The 21,346-nt window shown below is 64.6% G+C and carries 20 protein-coding genes and 2 pseudogenes; 9 read left to right on the top strand and 13 right to left on the bottom strand.

The genetic code is table 11. The features are described from left to right. The first annotated feature begins 2 nt into the window (after positions 1-2). From EUB48_RS07085 to EUB48_RS07100, 4 genes are all read left to right on the top strand, one after another. The gene (locus tag EUB48_RS07085) at positions 3-764 is read left to right on the top strand and encodes a metallophosphoesterase family protein (RefSeq protein WP_142818240.1); all 762 of its coding nucleotides are present in this window, start codon (positions 3-5) and stop codon (positions 762-764) included. 83 nt (positions 765-847) lie between these two features. After that, positions 848-1,651: an MlaE family ABC transporter permease gene (locus tag EUB48_RS07090; RefSeq protein WP_142818241.1), complete on the top strand. Its 804-nt coding sequence runs from the start codon at positions 848-850 to the stop codon at positions 1,649-1,651. 24 nt (positions 1,652-1,675) lie between these two features. Then, a complete protein-coding gene (locus EUB48_RS07095) occupies positions 1,676-2,659 on the top strand; it encodes an MlaD family protein (protein ID WP_142818242.1) in 984 nt (327 codons plus the stop codon). Further along, positions 2,656-3,354 carry a hypothetical protein gene (locus EUB48_RS07100; RefSeq protein ID WP_142818243.1) on the top strand — a complete coding sequence of 233 codons (699 nt, stop codon included), beginning with the start codon at positions 2,656-2,658 and terminating at the stop codon, positions 3,352-3,354. The genes EUB48_RS07095 and EUB48_RS07100 overlap by 4 nt, the downstream gene beginning before the upstream one ends. A 32-nt stretch (positions 3,355-3,386) precedes the next feature. On the opposite strand, the gene EUB48_RS07105 is transcribed toward EUB48_RS07100, so the two are convergent. Further along, positions 3,387-3,734, bottom strand: a complete 348-nt coding sequence (locus tag EUB48_RS07105) for a hypothetical protein (RefSeq protein ID WP_142818244.1) — start codon at positions 3,732-3,734, stop codon at positions 3,387-3,389. 175 nt (positions 3,735-3,909) lie between these two features. Here EUB48_RS07105 and EUB48_RS07110 point away from each other — a divergent pair, with 175 nt between their 5' ends. The 4 genes from EUB48_RS07110 (at position 3,910) to EUB48_RS07125 (ending at position 7,887) form a co-directional block, all read left to right on the top strand. Continuing rightward, entirely contained in the window at positions 3,910-4,809 is a 900-nt protein-coding gene (locus tag EUB48_RS07110) for a LysR substrate-binding domain-containing protein (protein WP_142818245.1), read from the top strand. Positions 4,810-4,948: 139 nt separating this feature from the next. Beyond that, complete coding sequence (locus tag EUB48_RS07115) at positions 4,949-6,103, top strand: mandelate racemase/muconate lactonizing enzyme family protein (protein WP_142818246.1); 1,155 nt, start codon at positions 4,949-4,951, stop codon at positions 6,101-6,103. Between the two features lie 58 nt (positions 6,104-6,161). Beyond that, positions 6,162-7,142: a Bug family tripartite tricarboxylate transporter substrate binding protein gene (locus EUB48_RS07120; RefSeq protein ID WP_142818247.1), complete on the top strand. Its 981-nt coding sequence runs from the start codon at positions 6,162-6,164 to the stop codon at positions 7,140-7,142. Between the two features lie 31 nt (positions 7,143-7,173). Beyond that, entirely contained in the window at positions 7,174-7,887 is a 714-nt protein-coding gene (locus tag EUB48_RS07125) for an arylmalonate decarboxylase (RefSeq protein ID WP_142818248.1), read from the top strand. A gap of 193 nt (positions 7,888-8,080) precedes the next feature. On the opposite strand, the gene selD is transcribed toward EUB48_RS07125, so the two are convergent. Both selD and senB read right to left on the bottom strand, forming a co-directional pair. Continuing rightward, the gene (gene selD / locus EUB48_RS07130; protein WP_142818249.1) at positions 8,081-9,166 is read right to left on the bottom strand and encodes a selenide, water dikinase SelD; all 1,086 of its coding nucleotides are present in this window, start codon (positions 9,164-9,166) and stop codon (positions 8,081-8,083) included. Then, positions 9,163-10,137 (bottom strand): selenoneine biosynthesis selenosugar synthase SenB, encoded by a 975-nt coding sequence (senB, locus tag EUB48_RS07135; RefSeq protein ID WP_142818250.1) that lies wholly within the window; start codon positions 10,135-10,137, stop codon positions 9,163-9,165. The genes selD and senB overlap by 4 nt, the downstream gene beginning before the upstream one ends. A 32-nt stretch (positions 10,138-10,169) precedes the next feature. Here senB and senA point away from each other — a divergent pair, with 32 nt between their 5' ends. Continuing rightward, positions 10,170-11,378 (top strand): selenoneine synthase SenA, encoded by a 1,209-nt coding sequence (gene senA / locus EUB48_RS07140; RefSeq protein ID WP_244618356.1) that lies wholly within the window; start codon positions 10,170-10,172, stop codon positions 11,376-11,378. Positions 11,379-11,419: 41 nt separating this feature from the next. Here the strand turns inward: senA and EUB48_RS07145 are convergent, their stop codons facing one another. The 10 genes and pseudogenes from EUB48_RS07145 to gcvT all read right to left on the bottom strand — a co-directional run bounded on the left by EUB48_RS07145 (position 11,420) and on the right by gcvT (position 21,330). Next, a complete protein-coding gene (locus EUB48_RS07145; RefSeq protein WP_142818252.1) occupies positions 11,420-11,647 on the bottom strand; it encodes an FAD-dependent oxidoreductase in 228 nt (75 codons plus the stop codon). A gap of 449 nt (positions 11,648-12,096) precedes the next feature. Continuing rightward, positions 12,097-12,639: a flavin reductase family protein gene (locus EUB48_RS07150; protein WP_142818253.1), complete on the bottom strand. Its 543-nt coding sequence runs from the start codon at positions 12,637-12,639 to the stop codon at positions 12,097-12,099. A gap of 59 nt (positions 12,640-12,698) precedes the next feature. Next, complete coding sequence (locus EUB48_RS07155) at positions 12,699-13,253, bottom strand: PEP-CTERM sorting domain-containing protein (RefSeq protein ID WP_142818254.1); 555 nt, start codon at positions 13,251-13,253, stop codon at positions 12,699-12,701. Positions 13,254-13,858: 605 nt separating this feature from the next. After that, positions 13,859-14,404 carry a hypothetical protein gene (locus EUB48_RS07160; protein ID WP_142818255.1) on the bottom strand — a complete coding sequence of 182 codons (546 nt, stop codon included), beginning with the start codon at positions 14,402-14,404 and terminating at the stop codon, positions 13,859-13,861. Positions 14,405-14,587: 183 nt separating this feature from the next. Beyond that, positions 14,588-15,832 (bottom strand): diaminopropionate ammonia-lyase, encoded by a 1,245-nt coding sequence (locus tag EUB48_RS07165; protein ID WP_142818256.1) that lies wholly within the window; start codon positions 15,830-15,832, stop codon positions 14,588-14,590. 1 nt (position 15,833) lies between these two features. Further along, positions 15,834-16,253: pseudogene (locus tag EUB48_RS07170) on the bottom strand (M20/M25/M40 family metallo-hydrolase); the annotation flags it as partial. A 91-nt stretch (positions 16,254-16,344) separates the two neighbouring features. Beyond that, entirely contained in the window at positions 16,345-16,701 is a 357-nt protein-coding gene (locus tag EUB48_RS07175; RefSeq protein WP_142818257.1) for a P-loop nucleotide/nucleoside kinase family protein, read from the bottom strand. 28 nt (positions 16,702-16,729) lie between these two features. Next, positions 16,730-19,567 (bottom strand): aminomethyl-transferring glycine dehydrogenase, encoded by a 2,838-nt coding sequence (gene gcvP, locus EUB48_RS07180; protein WP_244618357.1) that lies wholly within the window; start codon positions 19,565-19,567, stop codon positions 16,730-16,732. A 132-nt stretch (positions 19,568-19,699) separates the two neighbouring features. Continuing rightward, entirely contained in the window at positions 19,700-20,089 is a 390-nt protein-coding gene (gcvH, locus tag EUB48_RS07185) for a glycine cleavage system protein GcvH (RefSeq protein ID WP_142818259.1), read from the bottom strand. 24 nt (positions 20,090-20,113) lie between these two features. Then, positions 20,114-21,330: pseudogene (gcvT, locus tag EUB48_RS07190) on the bottom strand (glycine cleavage system aminomethyltransferase GcvT). Positions 21,331-21,346: the final 16 nt, after the last annotated feature.

Raw genomic sequence — 21,346 nt, forward strand, 5'->3', positions numbered from 1 at the left:
TCATGCGACTTGCAATTCTTTCTGATCTGCACCTGACCGTGGCCGGCATGCCCGTGCCCCAGGTTGCATGCGATGTGGTGATTCTGGCGGGCGACGTGGCCCGGCCGCAGCAGGCCATGGCGTGGGCCAAACAGTTCACCGTCCCGGTGATCTATGTTCCCGGCAACCACGAGTACTACGGCGGCAGTCTGTCTGGCACGCTCTCAACCCTGCGTGAGCTTGCGCGTGGCAGCCAGGTGCACGTGCTCGAGCGCGACGAACTGCGCCTGGGCGGCGTGCGCTTTCTGGGCTGCACCCTGTGGACGGATTTTCGCTTGCAGGCCACCGAGGCCGAGCGTGCCGCGTCCATGGCGATGGCGAGCCAGATGATCCGCGATTTCAGCCGGGTCCGGCTCGACGACGATGGCGCCGCACTGTTCACGCCCGAGCTGTCACGCCAGGTCTTTGATGAATCGGTGGCGTGGCTGGACAAGAAGTTTGCCGAGCCGTTCGATGGAACCACGGTGGTGGTCTCGCACCATGCGCCATCCATCGGCAGCATCAATCCCAAATACGAAGGCTCGCCCCTGAACGCCTGCTTCGTCTCCGACATTGAGCCGCAGCTGCGCCGCTGGAATCCGCCGCTGTGGATCCACGGCCACCTGCACGACAGCTACGACTACGCGGTGGGCAACACCCGCGTGCTCTGCAATCCGCGCGGCTATGCGCGTGACGGGGTGACGGAAAACGCCTCGTTCGATCCGGGGCTGGTCATCGCCATTTGATACATCCACCCATTGATGGCGGGCCGGCGCGGCGGTGTCAGGGGTTTGGGTTCTGGCCGGGGCGGACACACTATCATGTCCGCATGGTTTCCGTCGTTTCATGGCAAAGGGCAGTGCAAGACATGGGCCGTGCCGTGCTGCGCTGGCTGGCCGGCTGGTGGCACATCGTGCACTTTGGCGCGCTGCTGCTGGTGTTGGCGCTGTCGCCGTCGAGCTACAGCGGCGAGAATCGTCTCGTGCTGGCCCGCCGCATCTACATCGATACGGCGCCCATTCTCGGCGGCTTCACGGTGCTGTGCGCGCTGGTCAGCCTGGTGCTGACGCGCATCGTGGTGGTCACGGCCCTGAGCTATGGTTTATCGCAGTATGCGTTGCAGTTGGTGATCCGCGTGCTGGTGCTGGAACTGATTCCGCTCACGGCGGCGCTCTTCGTGGCGCTGCGCTGCACCCTGCCGAGCGGCGCCGAACTCTCGCAGATGCGCCGCCGTGGCGAGCTGGAGGCGCTGCGCCAGGGCGGCGTTGACCCGCTGTGCCGCGAGGTGCTGCCGCGTGTGTTGGCGGGGATGTTCTCGACCGTGACGCTGGCGGCGCTGAGCTGCGTGGTGGCGCTGGCGCTGGCGTATCTGGCGGTGTATGGTTTTGTCGCGTCGGGGCTGCCGGGCTACACGCGCCTGTTCGGCCAGGTGTTCAGCCCCGCCGTGGCGCTGATTTTTGTGCTGAAAACGCTGTTTTTCAGCCTGGCCGTTTCCCTGATTCCCATGGCCTCGGGCCTGTATGACAAGGCTGACAGCAGCTCACGCGCGAGCGCCGAGCTGCGGGGGCTGGTGCGCATGTTCGCGGTGATCCTGCTGGTCGAAGTGGCGTCGCTCGTGGGCAACTACTATTGACCTCCACTGATTCCCAACCGACCCATGAGCGACCCGTCAGAGCCCCAACCACCGCAGCCCGCTGTCCCGCCGCCGCCCCAGGTCGCGCACCTCGAACTCAAGGCGGCGCTGCTGCTGCTGCTCATGCTGCTGCTGGTGTGCGGCTCGGCGGCGTATGTGCTGTATGCGCGCGGCGCGTTCGAGCCGACGCAGCGGCTGGTGCTGATCGCCGATGATTCCGAGGGCGTGGCGGTGGGCATGGACCTCACGTTCTCGGGCTTTCCGATCGGGCGCGTGCGCCGCATCGAGCTGGCCGCCGACGGCAATGCCCGCATCCTCATCGACGTGCCGCGCACGGATGCCCACTGGCTGCGCCAATCCAGTGTGTTCACGCTGGTGCGTAACCTGGTGGGCGGCACCAACATTCGCGCCTACAGCGGCATGTTGACCGACCCGCCGCTGCCCGATGGCGCAGAGCGCACGGTGCTGCGCGGCGACACCAACGCGGAAATTCCACGCCTGGTGGCGTCGGCGAAAGAATTGCTCGACAACCTGGGCGCCCTGACCGCGAAGGACGCGCCGCTCGGCGCCAGCCTGGCCAGCGTGCAGACCCTGACCGGGAAACTCAACGGCCCCAACGGAGCGCTGGGCGTGCTGCTGGGCAACGACGCGAATACCCAGAAACTGCTGTCCACGCTGGATCGCACCAACGCGCTGCTGGCCCGGCTGGACGGCCTGGCGGCGAAGACCGACACCCAGGTGTTTGGCGACAAGGGCGTGATGCCCGAAACGCGTGCCACCATCGTGCAGCTCAATGCCCTGCTGGGCGAGGCGCGCACCAGCCTGAAGAAAGTGGACGCCGTGCTGGTGGAGGCGCAGGCCGTCGGCGCCAATGCACGCGATGCCACGACCGACCTCGGCGCCCTGCGTGCCGAGGTCGAAACCAACCTGCGCAAGGTGGAGGGTCTGGTCAACGAGATCAACCGCAAGTGGCCGTTTGCGCGCGACACGGAGTTGAAGCTGCCATGAAGAGGTCCGCACTGGCAGGTGGCCGGGCGCTGATGGCGGTCGTCGCGCTGCTGCTGGGCGCGTGCGCCAGCGGCCCCAAGGCGCCCGATTGGCAAATGAACGCGCAGGATTCGATGCAGCGCTCCATCGCGGCCTACCTGTCGGGCGACACGCGCGTCGAGGCCCTGGAATTTGCGAACGCGCGCAGCGAGATTGCGCGCACGGGCCGCCCCGACCTGATGGCCCGAGCCGAGCTGCTGCGCTGCGCCAGCCGGGTCGCCAGCCTGGTGTTCGAGCCCTGTGCCGGCTTCGAAAAACTGCGCCAGGATGCACCTGCGGCCGAGCGCGCCTACGCCGACTACCTGGCCGCGCGCGTGCAGCCGCAAGACGTGGCCTTGCTGCCCGCGCAGCAGCGCGCCGCGGCTGCGGCCCACCCCGATGCGGCCGCGGTCAGCAGCATCACTGATCCGCTGTCGAAGCTAGTGGCCGCCGGTGTGCTGTTCGAGAGCGGGCGGGCCAGTCCGGCGCTGATGGTGCTCGCGGTGGATACGGCCTCCGCCCAAGGCTGGCGGCGGCCCTTGCTGGCCTGGCTGCTGGTGCAGGCCGAGCGTGCGGAGCAGGGCGGTGACCGGCCCGAGGCCGAGCGGTTGCGCCGGCGCATCGAACTCGTGCAGGGTGTTGCGGGGGCGGCCACAGGGACGGTCGTCAGACCCTGATCGCCTGCGACCTGCCGGCCTTGCGGTGCAGGTCAGTTTTCGCGGGCCCCGGACCCGGAATGGAGCGCTGGCGCAACCGATGCGGCGGACGATCGCAGCGGCACATGATGCCGGCGAATGTGGTGACGCGGCGGCCGGTCGGCGTTGGGGGGCGCCGGCAGTGCATTCCTGCCGCACGCCGCCCGCACCGCTGCGCCCTGGATCGTGAGCGGGTACTGGGACGGCTCCATCGCTGTGCGCGACTTGAAATCGTTGTAGGTCGCCCACGCGTCCTTGCATGCGGTCGAGGACGAGTCCATGGCTGCCTGGGCGATATTTGCGGCCGACGTGAGCAGCAGCGCCGCGGCACACATGAAGCCGTATCTCCATGGTTTGCTCATACGATGGTTCCTTTCGCGAAGCCGGCTCCCATATCCTAATCCTGCTCGCAGTGCCGGCAACGTGTGCGGCCACGCAACGGCCTCAAGCTGCGACGGGTACGCCTGTTCGTAGAATCGGATCACCGGAATCAACGCCTTCGCGGCCTTGTGGGCTGGCGGCCCGCTCCCACTTGTCATGAACGAACCCATCGATCTGCTCACATTGCGCGTCATCGTCGCCGTTGCCGATGGCGGCTCCATCAGCGCTGGCAGCCACCGGGTGAATCTGGCGCTGGGCGCGGCCAGTGCGCGGATTTCTGCGCTGGAAGCCACGCTGGGCACACGCATCTTCGAGCGTTCGTCGCGCGGTGTGACGGTCACGCCCACCGGGCACATGCTGGTCCAGCGCGGCCGCGAACTGCTGGCCGGTGCCGACCGCTTGACCGTGGACCTGCGCGACTACAGCCTGGGGCTGCAGGGCCATATCCGAGTGCTCGCCAATGCTTCTTCGATCCTCGAAATCCTGCCCGAGCGGCTGGCGTGCTTCATGCGCCGCCATCCGCTGATCCGGATCGATCTGGAAGAGCGCAGCAGCCCCGAGATTCCGCTGGCCTTGCTGGACGGGCGTGCCGATCTGGGGATCGTAGACATCGCCCACCCGCTGCAGGGCCTGCAGTTTCGAGACATGTTCTCCGATCAGTTGGTGCTGATCGTTCCGCGTGCGCATCGACTGGCCCAAATGCAGCAGGCCGCGCTGCATGAGTTGCTGGACGAAGACTTCATTTGCCTGATGGACGGTAACGCGATCTCGAGCCGGCTGATGTCGGCCGCAGCCCAGATCGGCCAGACCATCAAGATTCGGATGCAAATGCGCAGTTTCGACGCGGTCTGCCGTATGGTGTCGGGCGGGCTGGGCCTGGGTGTGCTGCCGCTGCAGGCGGTGGCGCCCCAGTTGGCCCATCTGCCCATTGCGGCGGTGGCATTGAGTGATCCATGGGCCGTGCGCACGCATCGCCTCGTCACTCGCGAAGGCGTCAAGCCGTCGGCGGCGGCGCATTCGCTGATCCAGGCGTTGTTGCAGACGCCCCCGCGCTGATTCCATCGGTGCCTTTTTCCACAGCGAGCCTTCGCGTGGAACGAAAGCAGCTTTCAGTCTGCGTTGTTGCCGGGAGCGGGCCTGCTTCCTACACTCGCAACTCCAGTGACAACGCCCGGCACGGGCCCTGACAAGCACCATGAAAATTACCCGCGTCCACGCAACGCCCCTGAATCTGCCGGTCTCGGTCAGCATCTCGGGCCGGACCAAGACCACCTCGCTGTCGCTGTGCCTGGTGGATATCGAAACCGATACCGGCCTGACCGGCACTGGCATGACCGCGATCACCGAAGAGGAGGCGATCGGCACCATTGTCAACGACATTGCGGCGCACGCGCTGCTCGGCGCGGACCCGCTGCGGCACGAGCAGATCTGGGACAGGCTTTACTGGCTGCTGACGCCGCGCGGGCAGTCCGGCTACGCCAGCCACGCGATGGCGGCGATCGATCTCGCGCTGTGGGACCTCAAGGGCAAGGCCCTGGGCGAGCCCTGCTGGCGCCTGCTGGGAGGCGCGCGTTCGCAGGTGCCGGTCTATGCGACGTTCGGCTTTGCATTTTTTGAACGCGACGAACTCGCCGCCGCCGCCCAAAGCTGGGTGGAGCGCGGCTTCAAGCGCCTGAAGATGACGGTGGGCCACCACGGCCTGCAGCGGCGCGACGAGCCCCGGCCGCTGGCCGACGTGATCGCCGAGGACGTGCAGCGCATCCGGGCTGTGCGCGAAGCCGTCGGTCCGGAGGTGCAGATCTTCATCGACGCCAACTGCAGCCTCGACTATTTCCACGCGCTCTCGCTGGCGCAGCGTATCGAACCCTGCGGCATCACCTTCTTTGAAGAGCCCGTCGCGCAAAACGATATCCCGAATCTGGCCCGGCTGCGCGCCAAGACCTCGATCCCGCTGGCGGCAGGCCAGAACGAGGGCCTCGCCAGCCGCTTCCGGGACCTGCTGGTAGCGCAGGCGGTGGATGTGGTGCAACCGAATGCCTGCATCAGCGGCGGCTTCACGCAGTGCGCACGCATCGCCGGCATGGCGGCCGCCTTCAACACCCAGTTCGCCAACGGCGGAGCCTGGCCGCACCACAACATGCATCTGCACGCGGGGTTGGCCAACGGCTCGCTGGTGGAATACCACTCGGTTGCGGTCGAATGCTGCAAGCTGGTGTATGACGGGCTGCCCGAGCCGCAGAACGGTGTTCTGAGCCTGCCCGAGCTGCCGGGCCTGGGCTTCACGCCGAACCGTGAGCGTATTGCGGAACTCGCCAGGCGGCCGCTCTCGCGTGGTGTGGGCAAGGCCTGACGCGCGAGAGCGCCTGCCGGCATCGAGTTCCAAGAATTAAACCAACCGGAGACATGGAGTGAAATTGACGTACAACGCGATTCGCCGCCGCAGCCTGCTGCTGGCCGCTTTGCTGGGCCTGGCCTGCGCCGGCGCGCAGGCCCAGTCCTACCCAACCAAACCGATCCGGCTGCTCGTGGGTTATTCAGCCGGCGGCGGCGTGGACACAACAGCGCGCTTGCTGGCGCCGCGCCTGTCGGCCCTGCTGGGCCAGCAGGTGGTGGTTGAAAATCGCGCGGGTGCATCCGGCATGATTGCCGGTGATGTCGTGGCCAAGGCCGCGCCCGACGGCTACACCTTGCTGCTGGGTGAGAGCGGGCTGCTGATCGACCCGTACCTGCATTCGCACATGACGTTCGATCCACTCAAGAGCTTCGCACCGGTGGCGTCCCTGTTCAACATGCCGCTCATGATCGTGACCGGCAACGATTTCCCCGCCAAAACACCCAGGCAGTTTGTGGCGCTGCTCAAGGCCAACCCCGGAAAATATTCGTTCGCCACTTCGGGCGTCGGAACCGTCCAGCATCTTGGCTTCGAAATGTTCAAGGGCGAAATCGGTGCCTTTGTCGTGCACGTTCCCTACCGCGGCGCGGCCCAGATCGTGCCCGACGTCATGAGTGGCCAAGTCCCCATAGGAGTGGTTAGCGTCACGGCTGGCCTCGCCCACGCCAAGGCCGGAACGCTGCACGCACTGGCGCTGATGAGTCCGGTGAAACTCGCCGGAGCCGAGGACATCCCGTCGCTGTCGGAGGTTCTGCCCGGCTTCAATGTGGCGCCGCGCGTATTCCTGCTGGCGCCGGCCGGTACGCCCGCGCCGGTGATCGAGCGGCTGAGCGAAGCCGTGCGCACCGTGCTGGCCAGCCCCGAACTGGTCAAAGCTGCTGCCGTGCAAGGTGCCGTGCCAGCGTACATGGCGGCCGGCCCGCTGGCTGCCGACCTGCGCCGTGAATCGGCGACGTGGGGCGGCATCATCAGGGATCAGAAAATCGCGGCGCAATAAGACTGGCCAAGTGCAAAAAGGAGTCATGTCCATGAATACATCTCCACTCCCGGTGATCGGTCTGATCGTTCCCCCCGCCGGTGAGGTACCGCCCGATGCGGCGCTGCTGTATGGCTCGCGTGTGCGTTTTCTGGCGCGTGGCCTCGGCATCGGCGCCGTCTCGCCAGCCGGCTTCAACCCTGTCATCGACACCGTGCTCGACCGGGCGCGCGAACTGCGCGATGCCGGTGCTCAAGCGATCTCGTTGATGGGCACGTCCATCAGCTTTTACCGCGGAGCCGCGTTCACCGAGGATTTGCGCGCCGCGATGCAGGAGACCACGGGCCTGCCCTGCACCACGATGAGCCACGCTATCGTTGCGGCGCTGCACGCGCTCTCGATTCACCGGGTGGCAGTGGCGACTTCCTACATCGACGAGTTGAACGATCGTCTGGTGGACTACCTGACCCATGCCGGCTTCGAGGTCACGGCGATCCAGGGCCTGTCGCTGACCGGCGTGAAAGAGGTGCACGCGGTGACGCCGCAAACCCTGCTCGACCTGTCGGAATCGGTCTACCGGCAGGACCCCTCGGCCGACGGCGTCTTCATCTCCTGCGGGGGACTGTTGACGCTGGACGTCATCGGACCGCTGGAGGCCAGGCTGGGGCTGCCGGCCACATCGAGCTCACCGGCGGGGTTTTGGGACGTTATGAAGCTGGCGGGGCAGAACCCGGCCTCGCCTGGCTACGGGCGCCTGTTCGAGTGAGATCAACGAATCACTGTGACAATCAGCCAATAGATAGGATTTGCATTGCCCGCTGCCCATTGAGGAGATGTTAAGAAAAACACTCTGAAGTCATTGATGAGTCTATGCATTTCGCTCTCATTTTTGGAGCAACCTGCAATTGCCGAAACGATGCAGCCATGGCTGTCGGTGCCGCGCTACAAGCCCTGTTGATTCAGCGCAGCAGCAGCCGCGCCTGCGCCGCGTCCGCTGCGGGCAGGACTTCCCCGATCTCGGCGGCGGCCTCGAACCCATGCCGCCTGAACACCGCCAGCACCTGGGACACGGCCTGTGGCGCACAGGACACCAGCAGTCCGCCACTGGTCTGTGGATCACTCAGCAGGGCCTGATCGGTCGCCGTAAAGCCAGCAGGCAACCGGACCTCCGCGCCGTAGGCCGCCCAGTTGCGGGCCGACGCGCCGGTGACAACGCCATCTTCCGCCAGTTCGCGCACGCCCCCGAGCAAGGGCACGCGGGCCCAGTCGATGCCTATCCGGCAACCGGCGCCGCGCGCCATCTCCAGCACGTGGCCGGCCAGGCCGAAGCCGGTCACGTCGGTCAGCGCGTGCACGCCGTCCAGCGCGGCCAGTTCCGGCCCCGGTGTGTTGAGCTGGGTGGTGCAGGCGATCATCCGGGCATAGCCGGCCGCATCGAGCCGGTCCTTCTTGAGCGCGGCCGACAGCACGCCCACGCCCAGCGGCTTGCCCAGGATCAGGCGATCGCCCTCTCTAGCATCGGCATTGCGCTTGACGCGCTTCGGATGCACCAGGCCCAGCGCGACCAGGCCGTAGATCGGCTCCACCGAGTCGATGGTGTGGCCGCCGGCAATCGGAATGCCGGCCGCACGGCAGACCGACTGGCCACCCTCCAGAATGCGGCCGATGGTTTCGGTGGACAGCACATTGATGGGCATGCCCACCAGCGCCAGCGCCATGATGGGCCGGCCGCCCATGGCATAGACGTCGGAGATGGCGTTGGTCGCGGCAATGCGGCCAAAGTCGAAGGGGTCGTCCACGATGGGCATGAAAAAGTCGGTGGTGGCGATCAGCGCCTGCTCGTCGTTGAGCCGGTAGACGGCGGCGTCGTCGGCGGTCTCGATGCCCACCATCAGCTCCGGCGGCAGCGGCATGGCGCTGGTGCCCTTGAGGATGTCGGACAGCACACCGGGTGCAATCTTGCAGCCGCAGCCGCCGCCGTGCGACAGCGAGGTCAGGCGAGGTTGCGTTGGCACTGGAAATGAAAGTGGTGTGGTGGTGTTCATCGGATCTCCGGGAAATCGTTTATCAGGCGCATCAGGGCCGCTTTTTCGGCCGCGGGCTCGAACAGGTGCGAGCGCAGGGAAGATTGTGCCTGCAAGCGGCCCAACAGGGCATCGGGTGCCAATTGCCCTTCGCGGCAGGCGAGCAGCCGCTGCGCGAGCTGCGAGGCGTCCCCGCAGTCGAAATAGCCCGCGTAATCGGCCCCGAGCATGCCCACATTGCCGTCAATGCGCGAGGCCAGCACCGGGGTGCCGCTCATCACCGCCTCCATGATCACATGCGCCCCGCCTTCGATGCGGCTTGGATGCACCAGCACATGGGCGCGCTGGATGCGCCGGCGCGTCGCCTCATGGCCCATGGCGCCGAGCCAGCGGTAGTTGGGACACTCGCGTTGCAGCTGGCTCGCCAATGTTCCAAGGACGGGGTCCAGCGGTGCACCAATGTGGTCGAGCAGAATGTCTGGCCTGCCGGCCAGGCGCCGCACGGCAGCAAAGTACGTGGCCGGCGCCTTTTCCTCACGCAGGTGCCCGACCATCAGGGCGCGCAAGTGGCCGATCGGTTTGTCCAGCGGCTGCCGGTGCGTCGCCGACTGGAAGATGACGCTGCACTTGTCGCGCAGCGGCGGCGGCAGGCTGCGCGCGCCCAGCTCCTGCAACACCACCAGCCGATGGGCCAGCGCGATGGAGCGCTGGGCCTGGGCATCGGCCTGGATATCGCGGTACAAATCGGTCCCGGTCAGCACCACGGCCAGCGGCTTGTGCGGGTGCCTTGCGTGCCAGCGCGCCACCGAGTCCGCCGAGCGGCGGGCGTGCAGGGCCAGCATCACGTCAAAGGGCTCGCCCTGCCATGCCTGCAGGATTTCCGTACGATAATGACCGGCCAGCATGCGTGACCAGCGCCGCGCCGTTTGCCAGTTGCCGTTGTTGGCCGATGCCAGAGCCGGGCTGATGATGCAAATCGATGGCTTGCGCATGGCTCGTTTATAGCCTCAACGGACCCCTATCCTTGAACGACCACGGTTTCACCATCGCGACGCAGGCCCGGCGTGCCGATCGCACGGCGCTGGCTGGCGCACTCGCGGACGCCCGCGCCCACACCTTGCAGCACTTTCAGACGTCTCGGCGCGCGCTGGGAGAGGCCAATCCACGCGTACCTTACCGCTGCGAGCTCAATCCGCCGCTGTGGGAGTTGGGCCACATCGGCTGGTTTCAGGAGTGGTGGCTGGCGCGCAACCCGCAACGCGGGCGCGGTACGGCATGCGACCCCGCAGCGGAACGCGCGTCGTCCGTGCTCCACGATGCCGACCGGCTCTACGACTCCAGCAACGTGCCCCATGCGTCCCGCTGGTCGCTGCCTTTGCCGGCGGTGCAGGTGTCCCTGGACTACCTCGACAAGACACTCGCCGCCACGCTCGCGTTGCTGGCCCACACGGCCGATACCGACGAGGCGTTGTACTTCTTTCGCCTGGCGCTGTTTCATGAAGACATGCACAACGAGGCTGCGGTGTACATGGCGCAGAGCCTCGGTTTTGCGATGGATGGCGTTGCCGAAGCGATGCCGGGCGCTACAGGCGTGATCGCCGTGCCCGCCGGCATCCATGAGACTGGATGGACAGGCGCAGGTTTTGCCTTCGACAATGAGCTGGCAGCCCATGAGGTCTCGCTGGGTGCGTTTGAAATTGACCGCTCCCCCGTCACCAACGCGCAGTTCATGGCTTTTGTCGAAGACACAGGCTATGACCAGCAACGGTACTGGTCCGACGCGGGATGGGCCTGGCGCATACAGCACCAGCAGAGCTGCCCGCGGTATGTTCAAACGCAGAACGGGCGCTGGATGCGCAGCGCGTTTGGCGAGATGCGCTCGCTTAAGTCCGACCTGCCGGCCTCGAATCTCAGCTGGCATGAGGCGCAAGCGTGGTGCCGGTGGGCGGGCCGGCGCCTGCCCACCGAGTGGGAGTGGGAGCATGCCGTCCTGTCCACGGGTTTGCTGGACTGGGGCCAGGTGTGGGAGTGGACGTCCTCGCCGTTCAAACCCTACCCGGGTTTTCAGCCCCATCCGTACCGCGACTATTCGGCGCCCTGGTTTGGCACCCACAAGGTGTTGCGCGGCGCATCGTTCGCCACCCATGCGCGCATGAAACACCCGCGCTACCGCAATTTCTTCACGCCGGATCGCAATGACATCTTTGCGGGCTTCCGAAGCTGCGCGCTTTGACGCCTAAGCCGCTGGGCTCGGCACAGGCCGCGCCCAGCGGCTTAGGCGTCAAAGCGCCGCATCATTTGCGCAAATTCAATACCGATGGAGCTGCCGCCGACGATGACCATATGATCTGGCACCTCGGTCAACTCCATGAAGGACGCATTGTCCAGATGCGGGACATCATTGACGCCGGCCAGATCTGGCCCGGCGGCCCGCCCGCCCACGTTGATGAAGACGCAAGGCGCCAGCGACTCCCGCCTGCCCGGCACCGATGACGATAGCATCGAAAGATTCGGCTTGCATGAGCTTCTCCAAATCCCGTTGGCGCAGGATGGGGTGGGATGATGCTGCTGCGGATCCCGGTGCGAGTTTGATCCGGCGGCGGCGACAAGGCAAGCCGCTGCGTGCTGGCGATGGATTCATTCGCACCATTCGCCGTTCACGGAATTAAATCTTGAACAAAACACCGTGGAGCCAATGATGGGTCTATACTTGTTGCTCTCCTTTTGAGAGCATCCGGCAAGTGCCAGAACGATTGAGCCGTGGCCGCCGTGCTGCTGCACGGCGTTGGCAGCAACGCGCAGAGCCTGTTCGGCCTGACGCCCCGCGTGCCGCCGCAGTTCCCGGCGAGCAAGAGATCCGGGGGATAGATAGGCCAGGAGTGGGGGTTGGGTTTGCGCCCAAAGCGGGCTTTGCTGGTCGACTTGAGCCGATGGGCTGGACAATGAGCGCTCTAAATGCCCCAAGGGAGTTTGGAGGCCATCATCTTCTTCCGGTCAATCCTGCGCCCGTCGACAATAAACGTTCCGTCACCAACAGCGTGAACCGTGCGCTTCTCCTTGCGTGTGGTGTCGATGTATGCGGCAACCGCCTCCAACACAACAATATTGTGCTTTTTAACGATGTCGATGACCTTGCACTCCATGTTGGCGAGGCACTCCTGAATCAAAGGCGGCCTGACGAGTTTGGCCTGCACGGGTGTGAGTTTGAACTTGGAAAACTTGTCTGTATCTGCCCCAGAGCACGTCCCTATGCCGACCACCTTATCCAGCAGGTCGACGGTGGGAATTGCAATGACACATTCCCGATTTTTCCGCAACGCCGCGAAGGAGTGATTCCATTCACCCGTGGTGATGGCAAATACCGGAGTGAAATCCATCACCATGGTCCAGGAGATGGTCATGATGTTGTCTTTTTTTCCATCGCGGGTCGTCACGAGGACCACCGGCCCTGGCTCTATCAGAGTAAAAGCCTTGCTCAGGTTTAACTGCTGCATCAGAACACCTCCGATAGTCATGCCAAGCATGCCCGTTTGATGTTACCCGCGAAGCTCAATTACACCTTTCGCCTGCGCATGACAGCAATTGCGACGAGACCCAATCCAAGCAATGCAAGCGAGCCCGGCTCGGGCACATGGTTTGCTGCGGCTGTGATGAAGACATGGTTAAAGGCACCACCCCCCACCTCGGCCCGGTCTGAGCCAACATAAGCGGAAAAATCGCCCCACGTGTTGTAGCCGCGAGCCCCCACATCGCTAAAAAAACCTTCGGCCAATGCGACACCGCCGCCATAGGAGTTGGTCAAGGGCAAATGGGAGCCATTTCCATACCCGTCGTACCAGGCGAGGTGATTGACGATGGTGTCAAGCGTTGAAATCGCATACTCGTATCCGGCTGCGGCAGTTCCGAAGACGATTGCCGCGGCTTGCAAGGCGCTGTAGTCTGCAGGGTCCGTTTCCCAAGCGGGTCCTGCCCCGACGTTGTAATCGCCGACATAGGTCCAACTGAGGTGGTTCGAATCCTGGTACGTGTTTCCGACCACAAGTGCGGCTTGCGCTCCACCCGTGAACATTGAAATGCCAAGTACCAGTGCCGAGAGAAATCCGCGCATATACGCTCCATGTTTATTAGAAATAGGGGCAGTAATTTCTGCGCCACCGTTACCAATCCATATCTAAAAAAATATCGACACATCTGACGTTGATCGACGACAGCCATGTTGGCCAACGAAGGCCGTCACGATGGCCAACAGTGCACGAATCATCATGTCTTGCTTCTCTCTTTTCTAACTATTGAAGGAGAAGCTCAACAAAGCGCATCGGACAAGATACATTCTGTCACGCCCCTCGGCTCATTGTTCAGTTACTCCGGGGGCGCCCGAGTGTTGAATGCCAAAAAGTTGGCAATATGAGCCAAAAAATCAAGGCAGTTCTGTCGGATATCGACATATTCGTCTGAGGCCCGCAGGAATGCGCGTGCGCTGACGGATTGCAGCCGTGACATTGGGCGAGGCACACACCGTCTAAAAGGTGATCCTTTCCCAGACCCCAGCCAAGACGAAATATCGCATCGCTTTCACGGAGCTGGTCGAGGCATGCCGCTTTGTGGTCAACATCGGCTTCAATCCACATCTCGAAGCGTATTGATGGAACCCGCAGTGCACCGGCCCCGCTATTCCGTAGCAGGCCCAGGAATCGGTGCGTGGGATGCATAGCGCTAAGGCGCCGCCTCGGGTGACGAATCTGTCTGCGTCTGCTCGAAGTTGAGCAGGGTGATATTGCCGTAGGCCGTCTCCGGAATCTCCACCGTGTAGTGCGGCGCCTTGCCCAGAATCCGCGCGAACTCTTTATGCTTGCGCCACACATCGTCGTCCAGCGCATAGAAGTCGATGGCCAGCGTGCGCGCCTTGTTGCCGGGGTCACCCATCACTGAAATCGAGCTGTCCTCCAGTGTGGCCGTGCCGCGCACGAACAGTGATGTCTCCAGTGCCAAACCGGGGTCGTCGTCACCGAAGTGGAATGGATTCACGTCATTGGACAGGTGGAGCTGGCTGACGTGCAGATACATGGTGCGGTTCGGGCACAGACGATAAGTCTCTTCGGCACCTTCGCGCGTTTCGATGACCAACACTCCCTCGGCCTCGGCAGTCACCTTCACTGGGATGGGTTGCCCGCTCATCCGCTTGCCCGGCCCGGTTGGCTTAACGCTGCGTTCTTCCGCACTTTCTGGGCTTATTTCAATTCCAATGACTCTGTGTTTCACAAGTGTTCTCCTGTTGGTTGGAGGGCACCCAAAGGGTGTCGTGCACGGCGATGTCGTTATGAAACGCCATGTGGCGTTGCATGACTCAATCCTTTTTCGCAGCACCTCGCAGAATCAGTCTGGACTTGAATTCGGAGGGGACATGCAGGACGCGCGCTTGATAGGTTGAAGCGCAAGGGCTCCTTAGGTGAGTCTGCCTTCGGAAGTACCATGCCGTTCCAGCCAGCTACGTTGTGCAGCCATCACCGCAACGGCGCGTCGGCCAACGATTCTCTTAAAGACACCGGGTGCGGTGGCACCTTCGGTGTTGAACAGCACAACGCGCGAGTCGGCATCCAGCCCCAAGTTCCGGCGCATTTCGGTGTTGCCAATCAATGCTTGCAGGGCTGCCAGGCCTGCGGCACCGGACTCGCCGCTAACCATGGGGATGTCACCCGCTGCGCCATCCGCCAGATCCCTCATGGCGGCCTCGGCTTGTGCGTCAGTGACGGTCATGAACATGTCCACCGTGGGCTGCAGAAAGCGCCAGGCCAGCGGTGACGTTTCCCCACAGGCGAGACCCGCCATCACCGAATCGACCGTACCGGTTGCACGCGAGGCGCATCCCCGCAATGCGCTTTGATAAAGGCAGTCGGCCTGCTCCGGCTCGACGACGATGAATGTCGGGCGGTTGGCGCCATACCGCTCCCAGAAATGGCTGACCACGCCAGCGGCCAGACCACCCACGCCGCCCTGCAAAATGACGTGGGTAAATGGGCAATGTGAACCCCCCGGGGAGTCCTCCAGCAACTCGTCGACGAGGACGCCGTAGCCTTGCATCACATCACGGGGGATCTCCTCATAGCCCTCGTAGGACGTGTCGGAAACCACCTCCCAGCCATTCGTGGCGGCAAGGCGTGCTGCCTCCGCTACCGACTCGTCGTAGTTGCCGGCGATGCGGGTGATTTCGGCGTCGAAAGCGGCAATGGCGTCCTCCCGCTCCTGACTGACATGGGCGTGCAGCACGATGACGCAGCGGCAACCAATGCTCTGGGCCGCGGCTGCCAGGGCGCGACCATGATTGCCATCGGTTGCACTGATGACGAAAAAGTCCTGCAGTTGCCTGGCGTGCAAACCTGCCAGCAGGTCCGCCGCGTTCCAGGCTTGGTCTGGCCAACGGCGAAGCACGAGTCGCAACAGTGCGATAGGGGCGCCCAGGGCTTTGAAGCTACCCAGCTCGGACCGCTTTGACTCATCCTTCACATGGAGTGAGCCAACTTTAAGAGCCGCTGCCAGCTTCGGCAGGCGCCATGCAGGGGTTGGCGTTGGGGCCAAACGGTTCCATGTGGACAACCAGGAGCGACTCTCGTGCCCTGCGGCAATGCTCATCACCTTCAGCAGGTCAGCGTCATAAGGGCGGCGAATTGCCTGGGGGTTTAGCAGGTGCATTTCAGACCTTGAGTGGGTGGGTTTTTGGCAGACGGACTCGCGCAAGTTCGACGAAATAGCGGGCTCCCAGCGGGACGACGAGGTCGTTGAAGTCGTATTTGGCATTGTGCAATGGCGTTGCACCTGGACTGTCCCCATCTCCGTTGTCGATGAAGACAAAAGCACCCGGCAATACCTTCAGGAAGGCACCGAAGTCTTCCGAAATCATCATGGCCGGCACGTTGGCATCGACGTTCCCGGCACCGACCACGGCGCTTGCGGCTGCAACGGCCACAGGCACGCACTGCGGCCAGTTCACCGTAGGAGCGAACTCATGGGTGTACTCCACGCTGCCGGTTGCACCGTGTGCGCGGCAGATTCCGTCGCACAGCTCGCGCATCCGTCGCTCAAGGAGGGCCTGCACGTCGGGCGAATAGCTCCGGGCTTGTGGGGTAGGCCCCATGCTAAACGCTGACCTCATGAGCGACCAGTGAGCTATTTACAGTGCTCCGACGGGGCCGGCTGCCGTTCGTTCAACCGCAGCGTATGACGTCAAAGCCTTCGTCCGGCGTTGGCGCAACGAAATGACGGGTGATTTGGTCGAACTCCGCCTCCATCGTTTCAAAGGGGTGTTCTCCTGAGGCGTTGCGAGCGCGCAGGCGGCCCTTGCAAACTTCGTCGGAGACGTCCAGGAAGTGCAGGACATGGGACGCACCTGCTTTCTCGAAGATGCCGCGGGTCCAAGCTCTTGTGCTGGGGGTGTTTGCGGGGAAATCGAGCACGACCGACATGCCGGCGGTGAGCAGCGCCTGGATGTGGCCGGCCATCGCTGCACGCAACCTGCCGCCGGCCCCCATCTTTCCGCAAACCATGTGAAGCACCACTGGCATGGAAAAGGCCCTGGAGTTCTGCGTCGTTTTACGCGTAGTCGCTGATCGGCACGCAGCTGCAGAACAGGTTGCGGTCGCCGTATACGTTGTCCACGCGGCCGACCGGCGGCCAGTACTTGGCGTGCTGGGTCTTGCTCAGCACGGCGGCGCCGACATCGCGCGAATAGGCGTGATTCCACTCGCCCTTGAGAAGACTCGCAGCGGTATGCGGCGCTGCCTTGAGCGGGTTGTCGTCCTGCGGCCACTGGCCCTTTTCAATGCGGCGGATTTCCTCGCGGATCGCGATCATCGCGGCAATGAAGCGGTCGAGCTCGTCCAGCGTCTCGCTCTCGGTCGGCTCCACCATCAAGGTGCCGGCCACCGGGAAGCTCAGCGTGGGCGCGTGAAAGCCGTAGTCGATCAGGCGTTTGGCCACGTCCTCGGCGCTCACGCCGCTGGTGTCTTTCAGTGGTCGCAGGTCCAGGATGCATTCGTGCGCCACGTGACCGTTTTCGCTGGCGTACAGCGTGGGGTAGTGGTCCTTCAGGCGCGCGCTGATGTAGTTGGCGGACAGGATCGCGATCTCGGTCGCCTGCTGCAAACCTTCGGGGCCCATCATGCGGCAGTACATCCAGCTGATCGGCAGCACGGCCGCATTGCCCAATGGCGCGGCGGAGACCGCGCCGACCGCATGCACCGGCAGTCCACCCGACGCGTGGCCGGGCAGGAACGGCACGAGGTCTTCCACCACGCACACCGGGCCGACGCCGGGGCCGCCGCCGCCGTGCGGGATGCAGAAGGTCTTGTGCAGGTTCAGGTGGCTCACGTCGCCGCCAAACTCGCCGGGCGCGGCGATCCCGACCAGCGCGTTCATGTTGGCGCCGTCCACGTAGACGCGCCCGCCGTGCTGGTGCACCAGCGCACACAACTCCTTGACCTGCATCTCGAACACGCCGTGCGTGCTCGGGTAGGTAATCATCACGCAGGCCAGTTTTTCGCTGTGCTGTTCGCACTTGGCCTGCAGGTCGGCCATGTCCACGTTGCCGTTGACGTCGCAGGCCGTCACCACCACCTGCAGGCCGGCCAGGTGCGCGCTGGCCGGATTCGTGCCGTGGGCGGAGGAGGGGATCAGGCAGATGTTGCGGTGGCCCTGGCCCTTGGATTCATGGAAGGCCTTGATCGCGAGCAGGCCCGCGTACTCGCCCTGCGAGCCCGCATTGGGCTGCAGGCTGATGCCCGCATAGCCCGTGGCCTGGCATAGCCAGGCGCGCAGCTGCTCGTCGAGTTCGGCGTAGCCCTGCTGCTGGTCGCGCGGCGCGAACGGGTGGATGTTGGCGAACTCGGGCCAGGTGATGGGGATCATCTCGCTGGTGGCGTTGAGCTTCATGGTGCAGCTGCCCAGCGGGATCATGCTGCGGTCCAGCGCCAGGTCCTTGTCGGACAGCGCGCGGATGTAGCGCAGCATGCCGGTCTCGGAGTGGTGCGTGTTGAACACCGGGTGCGCCAGGTAGGCGCTGGTGCGGCGCAGCTCGGTGGGGATCAGCGGCTCGATGCCTTTTTCAAAATCGCTGACCCGGGGCAGCGTCTGGCCGGGCTTGGCAAAGACCGACCAGAGCAGTTCGATGTCGGCGCGCGTGGTGGTCTCGTCGAGCGAGATGCACAGGTATTCTTTGAAGTGAATTCGCAGGTTGGCCCGCATGGAGTGGGCGCGGGAAGCTATCGCTTTCGTAGCGTCGCCGGTTCTCAGGCTGAGCGTGTCGAAGGCGCCGCCGGGGCGCGGTGCCTGTCCGAGCTGCTCCAGTCCCTTGGCCAGGATGGCCGTATAGCTGGCCACGCGCCGGGCGATGCGCTTGAGGCCTTCGGGGCCGTGGTAGACCGCGTACATGCTGGCCACCACTGCCGGCAGCACCTGCGCCGTGCAGATGTTGGAGGTGGCTTTCTCGCGGCGGATGTGCTGCTCGCGCGTTTGCAGCGCCAGCCGGTAGGTCGGGTTGCCGTGCACGTCGATGCTCACGCCCACCAGACGCCCCGGCATGGAGCGCTTGAACTCGTCGCGGCAGGCCAGGTAGGCGGCGTGCGGGCCACCGGCGCCCATCGGCATGCCGAAGCGCTGCGTGGTGCCGACCACGATGTCGGCGCCAAATTCGCCGGGCGGCACGATCAGCGTCAACGCCAGCAGGTCCGCCGCGACGATGAAAGCTGCCTGCTTGCCGTGCACCTTTGCCGCCTCGGCATGCAAGTCGTCGATGCGGCCGCTGGTGGCCGGGTACTGCGCCAGCACGGCAAAATAGTCGCCGGCAAGCAGCTCGTTCCATTCCTCGCGCGAATTGGCGAGCACGACCTCGATGCCCAGTGGCCTGGCGCGGGTCTGGATGACCTCGATGGTCTGCGGATGGCAGTCGCCGGCCACGATGAAGCGGTTGCTTTTGCTCTTGACGCTGCGCTTGGCCAGCGTCATGGCCTCGGCCGCGGAGGTCGCCTCGTCGAGCATGGAGGCGTTGGCGATCGGCATCGCGGTCAGGTCGCACACCATGGTCTGGAAGTTGACCAGCGCCTCCATGCGGCCCTGCGAAATCTCGGCCTGGTAGGGTGTGTAGGCGGTGTACCAGGCGGGATTTTCAAGGACGTTGCGCAGGATCACCCCCGGCGTATGGGTGCCGTAATAGCCCTGGCCGATGAAGCTCTTGAACACCTGGTTCTTGGCAGCCATGGCCCGCAGCTCTGCCAGCGCGGCGGCCTCGGTCACGGCGGCGGGAATGTCCATCTTGCTGCGGCGCGCGATCGAGCGCGGCACGATGCCGTCGATCAACTCGCGGCGCGAGGCGGCGCCGACCACGCCAAGCATCAGCGCCTCGTCGGCCGCGTCGATGCCGATATGGCGGGCCACGAATTCATGGGCGTTTTCAAGCTCCGCAAGCGCAAGGGGGGAGCAATTTTTCGACGGGCCGCCCCTGGAAAAGTTAGCCCCCTCGGGGGGCAACGCAGTACACGAAGTGACAAGTGTGGGGGTCATATGGCTTCAGGCGTTGTCGGAAAAACTGGTGTAGCTGGTCTCGTCCATCAACGCATCGAACTGCGTCGCATCGACCAGCCGGGCCTTGAAAAACCAGCCGGCGCCGAGCGGGTCGCTGTTGGCCAGGCTCGGGTCGGCGCGCAGGGCTTCGTTGACTTCGGTGATCACGCCCGACACCGGCATGTAGACGTCGGCCGCGGCCTTGACGGATTCGACCACGCCGGCCACTTCCTTTTGCGCAAACGACTTGCCGACTTCGGGCAGGTCGACGAATACCACGTCGCCCAGCGCGTCCTGCGCATGGGTGGTGATGCCGACGGTAACGATGGCCCCTGCGGTAGCGGCGCCGCCGCCTTCAACGCTGAGCCACTCATGGTCTTCGGTGTACTTGATCATTTGTTTTCTCCAAAAAAACTGAGGTTAACCGCGGAAGTATCGGGTCGGAACAAAGGGCATGGCGGTCACTTCCATCGGCACCGGCTTGCCGCGCACGATGGCGTTGATGCGGGTGCCCAGGGTGGCGCACTCCGTGCTCACATAGCCCATCGCCACCGGTTTGTCGATGCTGGGCCCGAGCAGGCCGCTGGTGACTTCGCCGATGCGCCGGCCGGCCGCATCCTGCAGCTCGCTGTGGTCGCGCACCGGAATCCGCTCCAGCGCCACCAGCCCTACACGTTTCGTGGCTGGAGCCGCCGCGCCAACTTGCAGTTGCGCTAGTATTTTCGTAGCGCCCGGAAAACCGCCGGCACGCGCGCCACCGGCGCGGCGCACCTTCTGCATGGCCCAGTTCAGGCCGGCTTGCACCGGCGTGGTGGTGGCGTCGATATCGTTGCCGTACAGGCACAGGCCGGCCTCCAGCCGCAGCGAATTGCGCGCGCCCAGGCCGACGGGCAAGACCCCGGGCTGCGCGAGCAGGGCGCGCGCCAGGGTCTCGGCCTGCGTGGCCGGTACCGAGATTTCAAAACCGTCTTCGCCGGTGTAGCCGCTGCGGGTCAGGAAGCAGTCGCAGCCCGCGACGCTGAAGCGCCCGCCGGTCATGAACACCAGCTTTTCCACGCCGGGCGCGAGCTTTGAGAGGACCGTCGCGGCCTGCGGGCCCTGCAGCGCCAGCAGCGCCATCCCCGGCATCGGAATCACCTGGCAGCGCGCGCCGATCTTCTGCTGGATGTGCGCGATGTCGGCCACCTTGCAGGCGCCGTTGACAATCACGAGAATGTCGCCCCCACGCTCGCCCACTGCGTGTGGCTCGCTGCCCCCGGGGGGGCCTTCGCGCCTTGGGACGGCCCGGCGGCGCTCATATCGTCCCCGCGCTTGATGAACATCAGGTCGTCCATGATGCCGCCCTCGTCATTGAGCAGCAGGCCATAGCGCTGCTTGCCCGCGGGCAGGTCGATCACGTCCACCGGCATCAGGGTTTCAAACGCGGCTGCGGCGTCGGGTCCGACCAGGCGCAACTGGCCCATGTGCGAGACGTCGAACAGGCCGGCGGCCTGGCGCGTGTGCAGGTGCTCAGCCATCAGGCCGCTCGGGTATTGCACCGGCATGGAATAGCCGGCAAACGGCACCATGCGGGCCCCAAGTTCGACGTGCAGGTCGTTCAGCGGCGTTTTCAAGAGCGGGGCGTCAGTGGCGGGCATGGCGTTCTCCAGGGGG

The sequence above is a fragment of the Rhodoferax sediminis genome (genome assembly GCF_006970865.1).
In the GTDB taxonomy this organism is placed as follows: domain Bacteria; phylum Pseudomonadota; class Gammaproteobacteria; order Burkholderiales; family Burkholderiaceae_C; genus Rhodoferax_A; species Rhodoferax_A sediminis.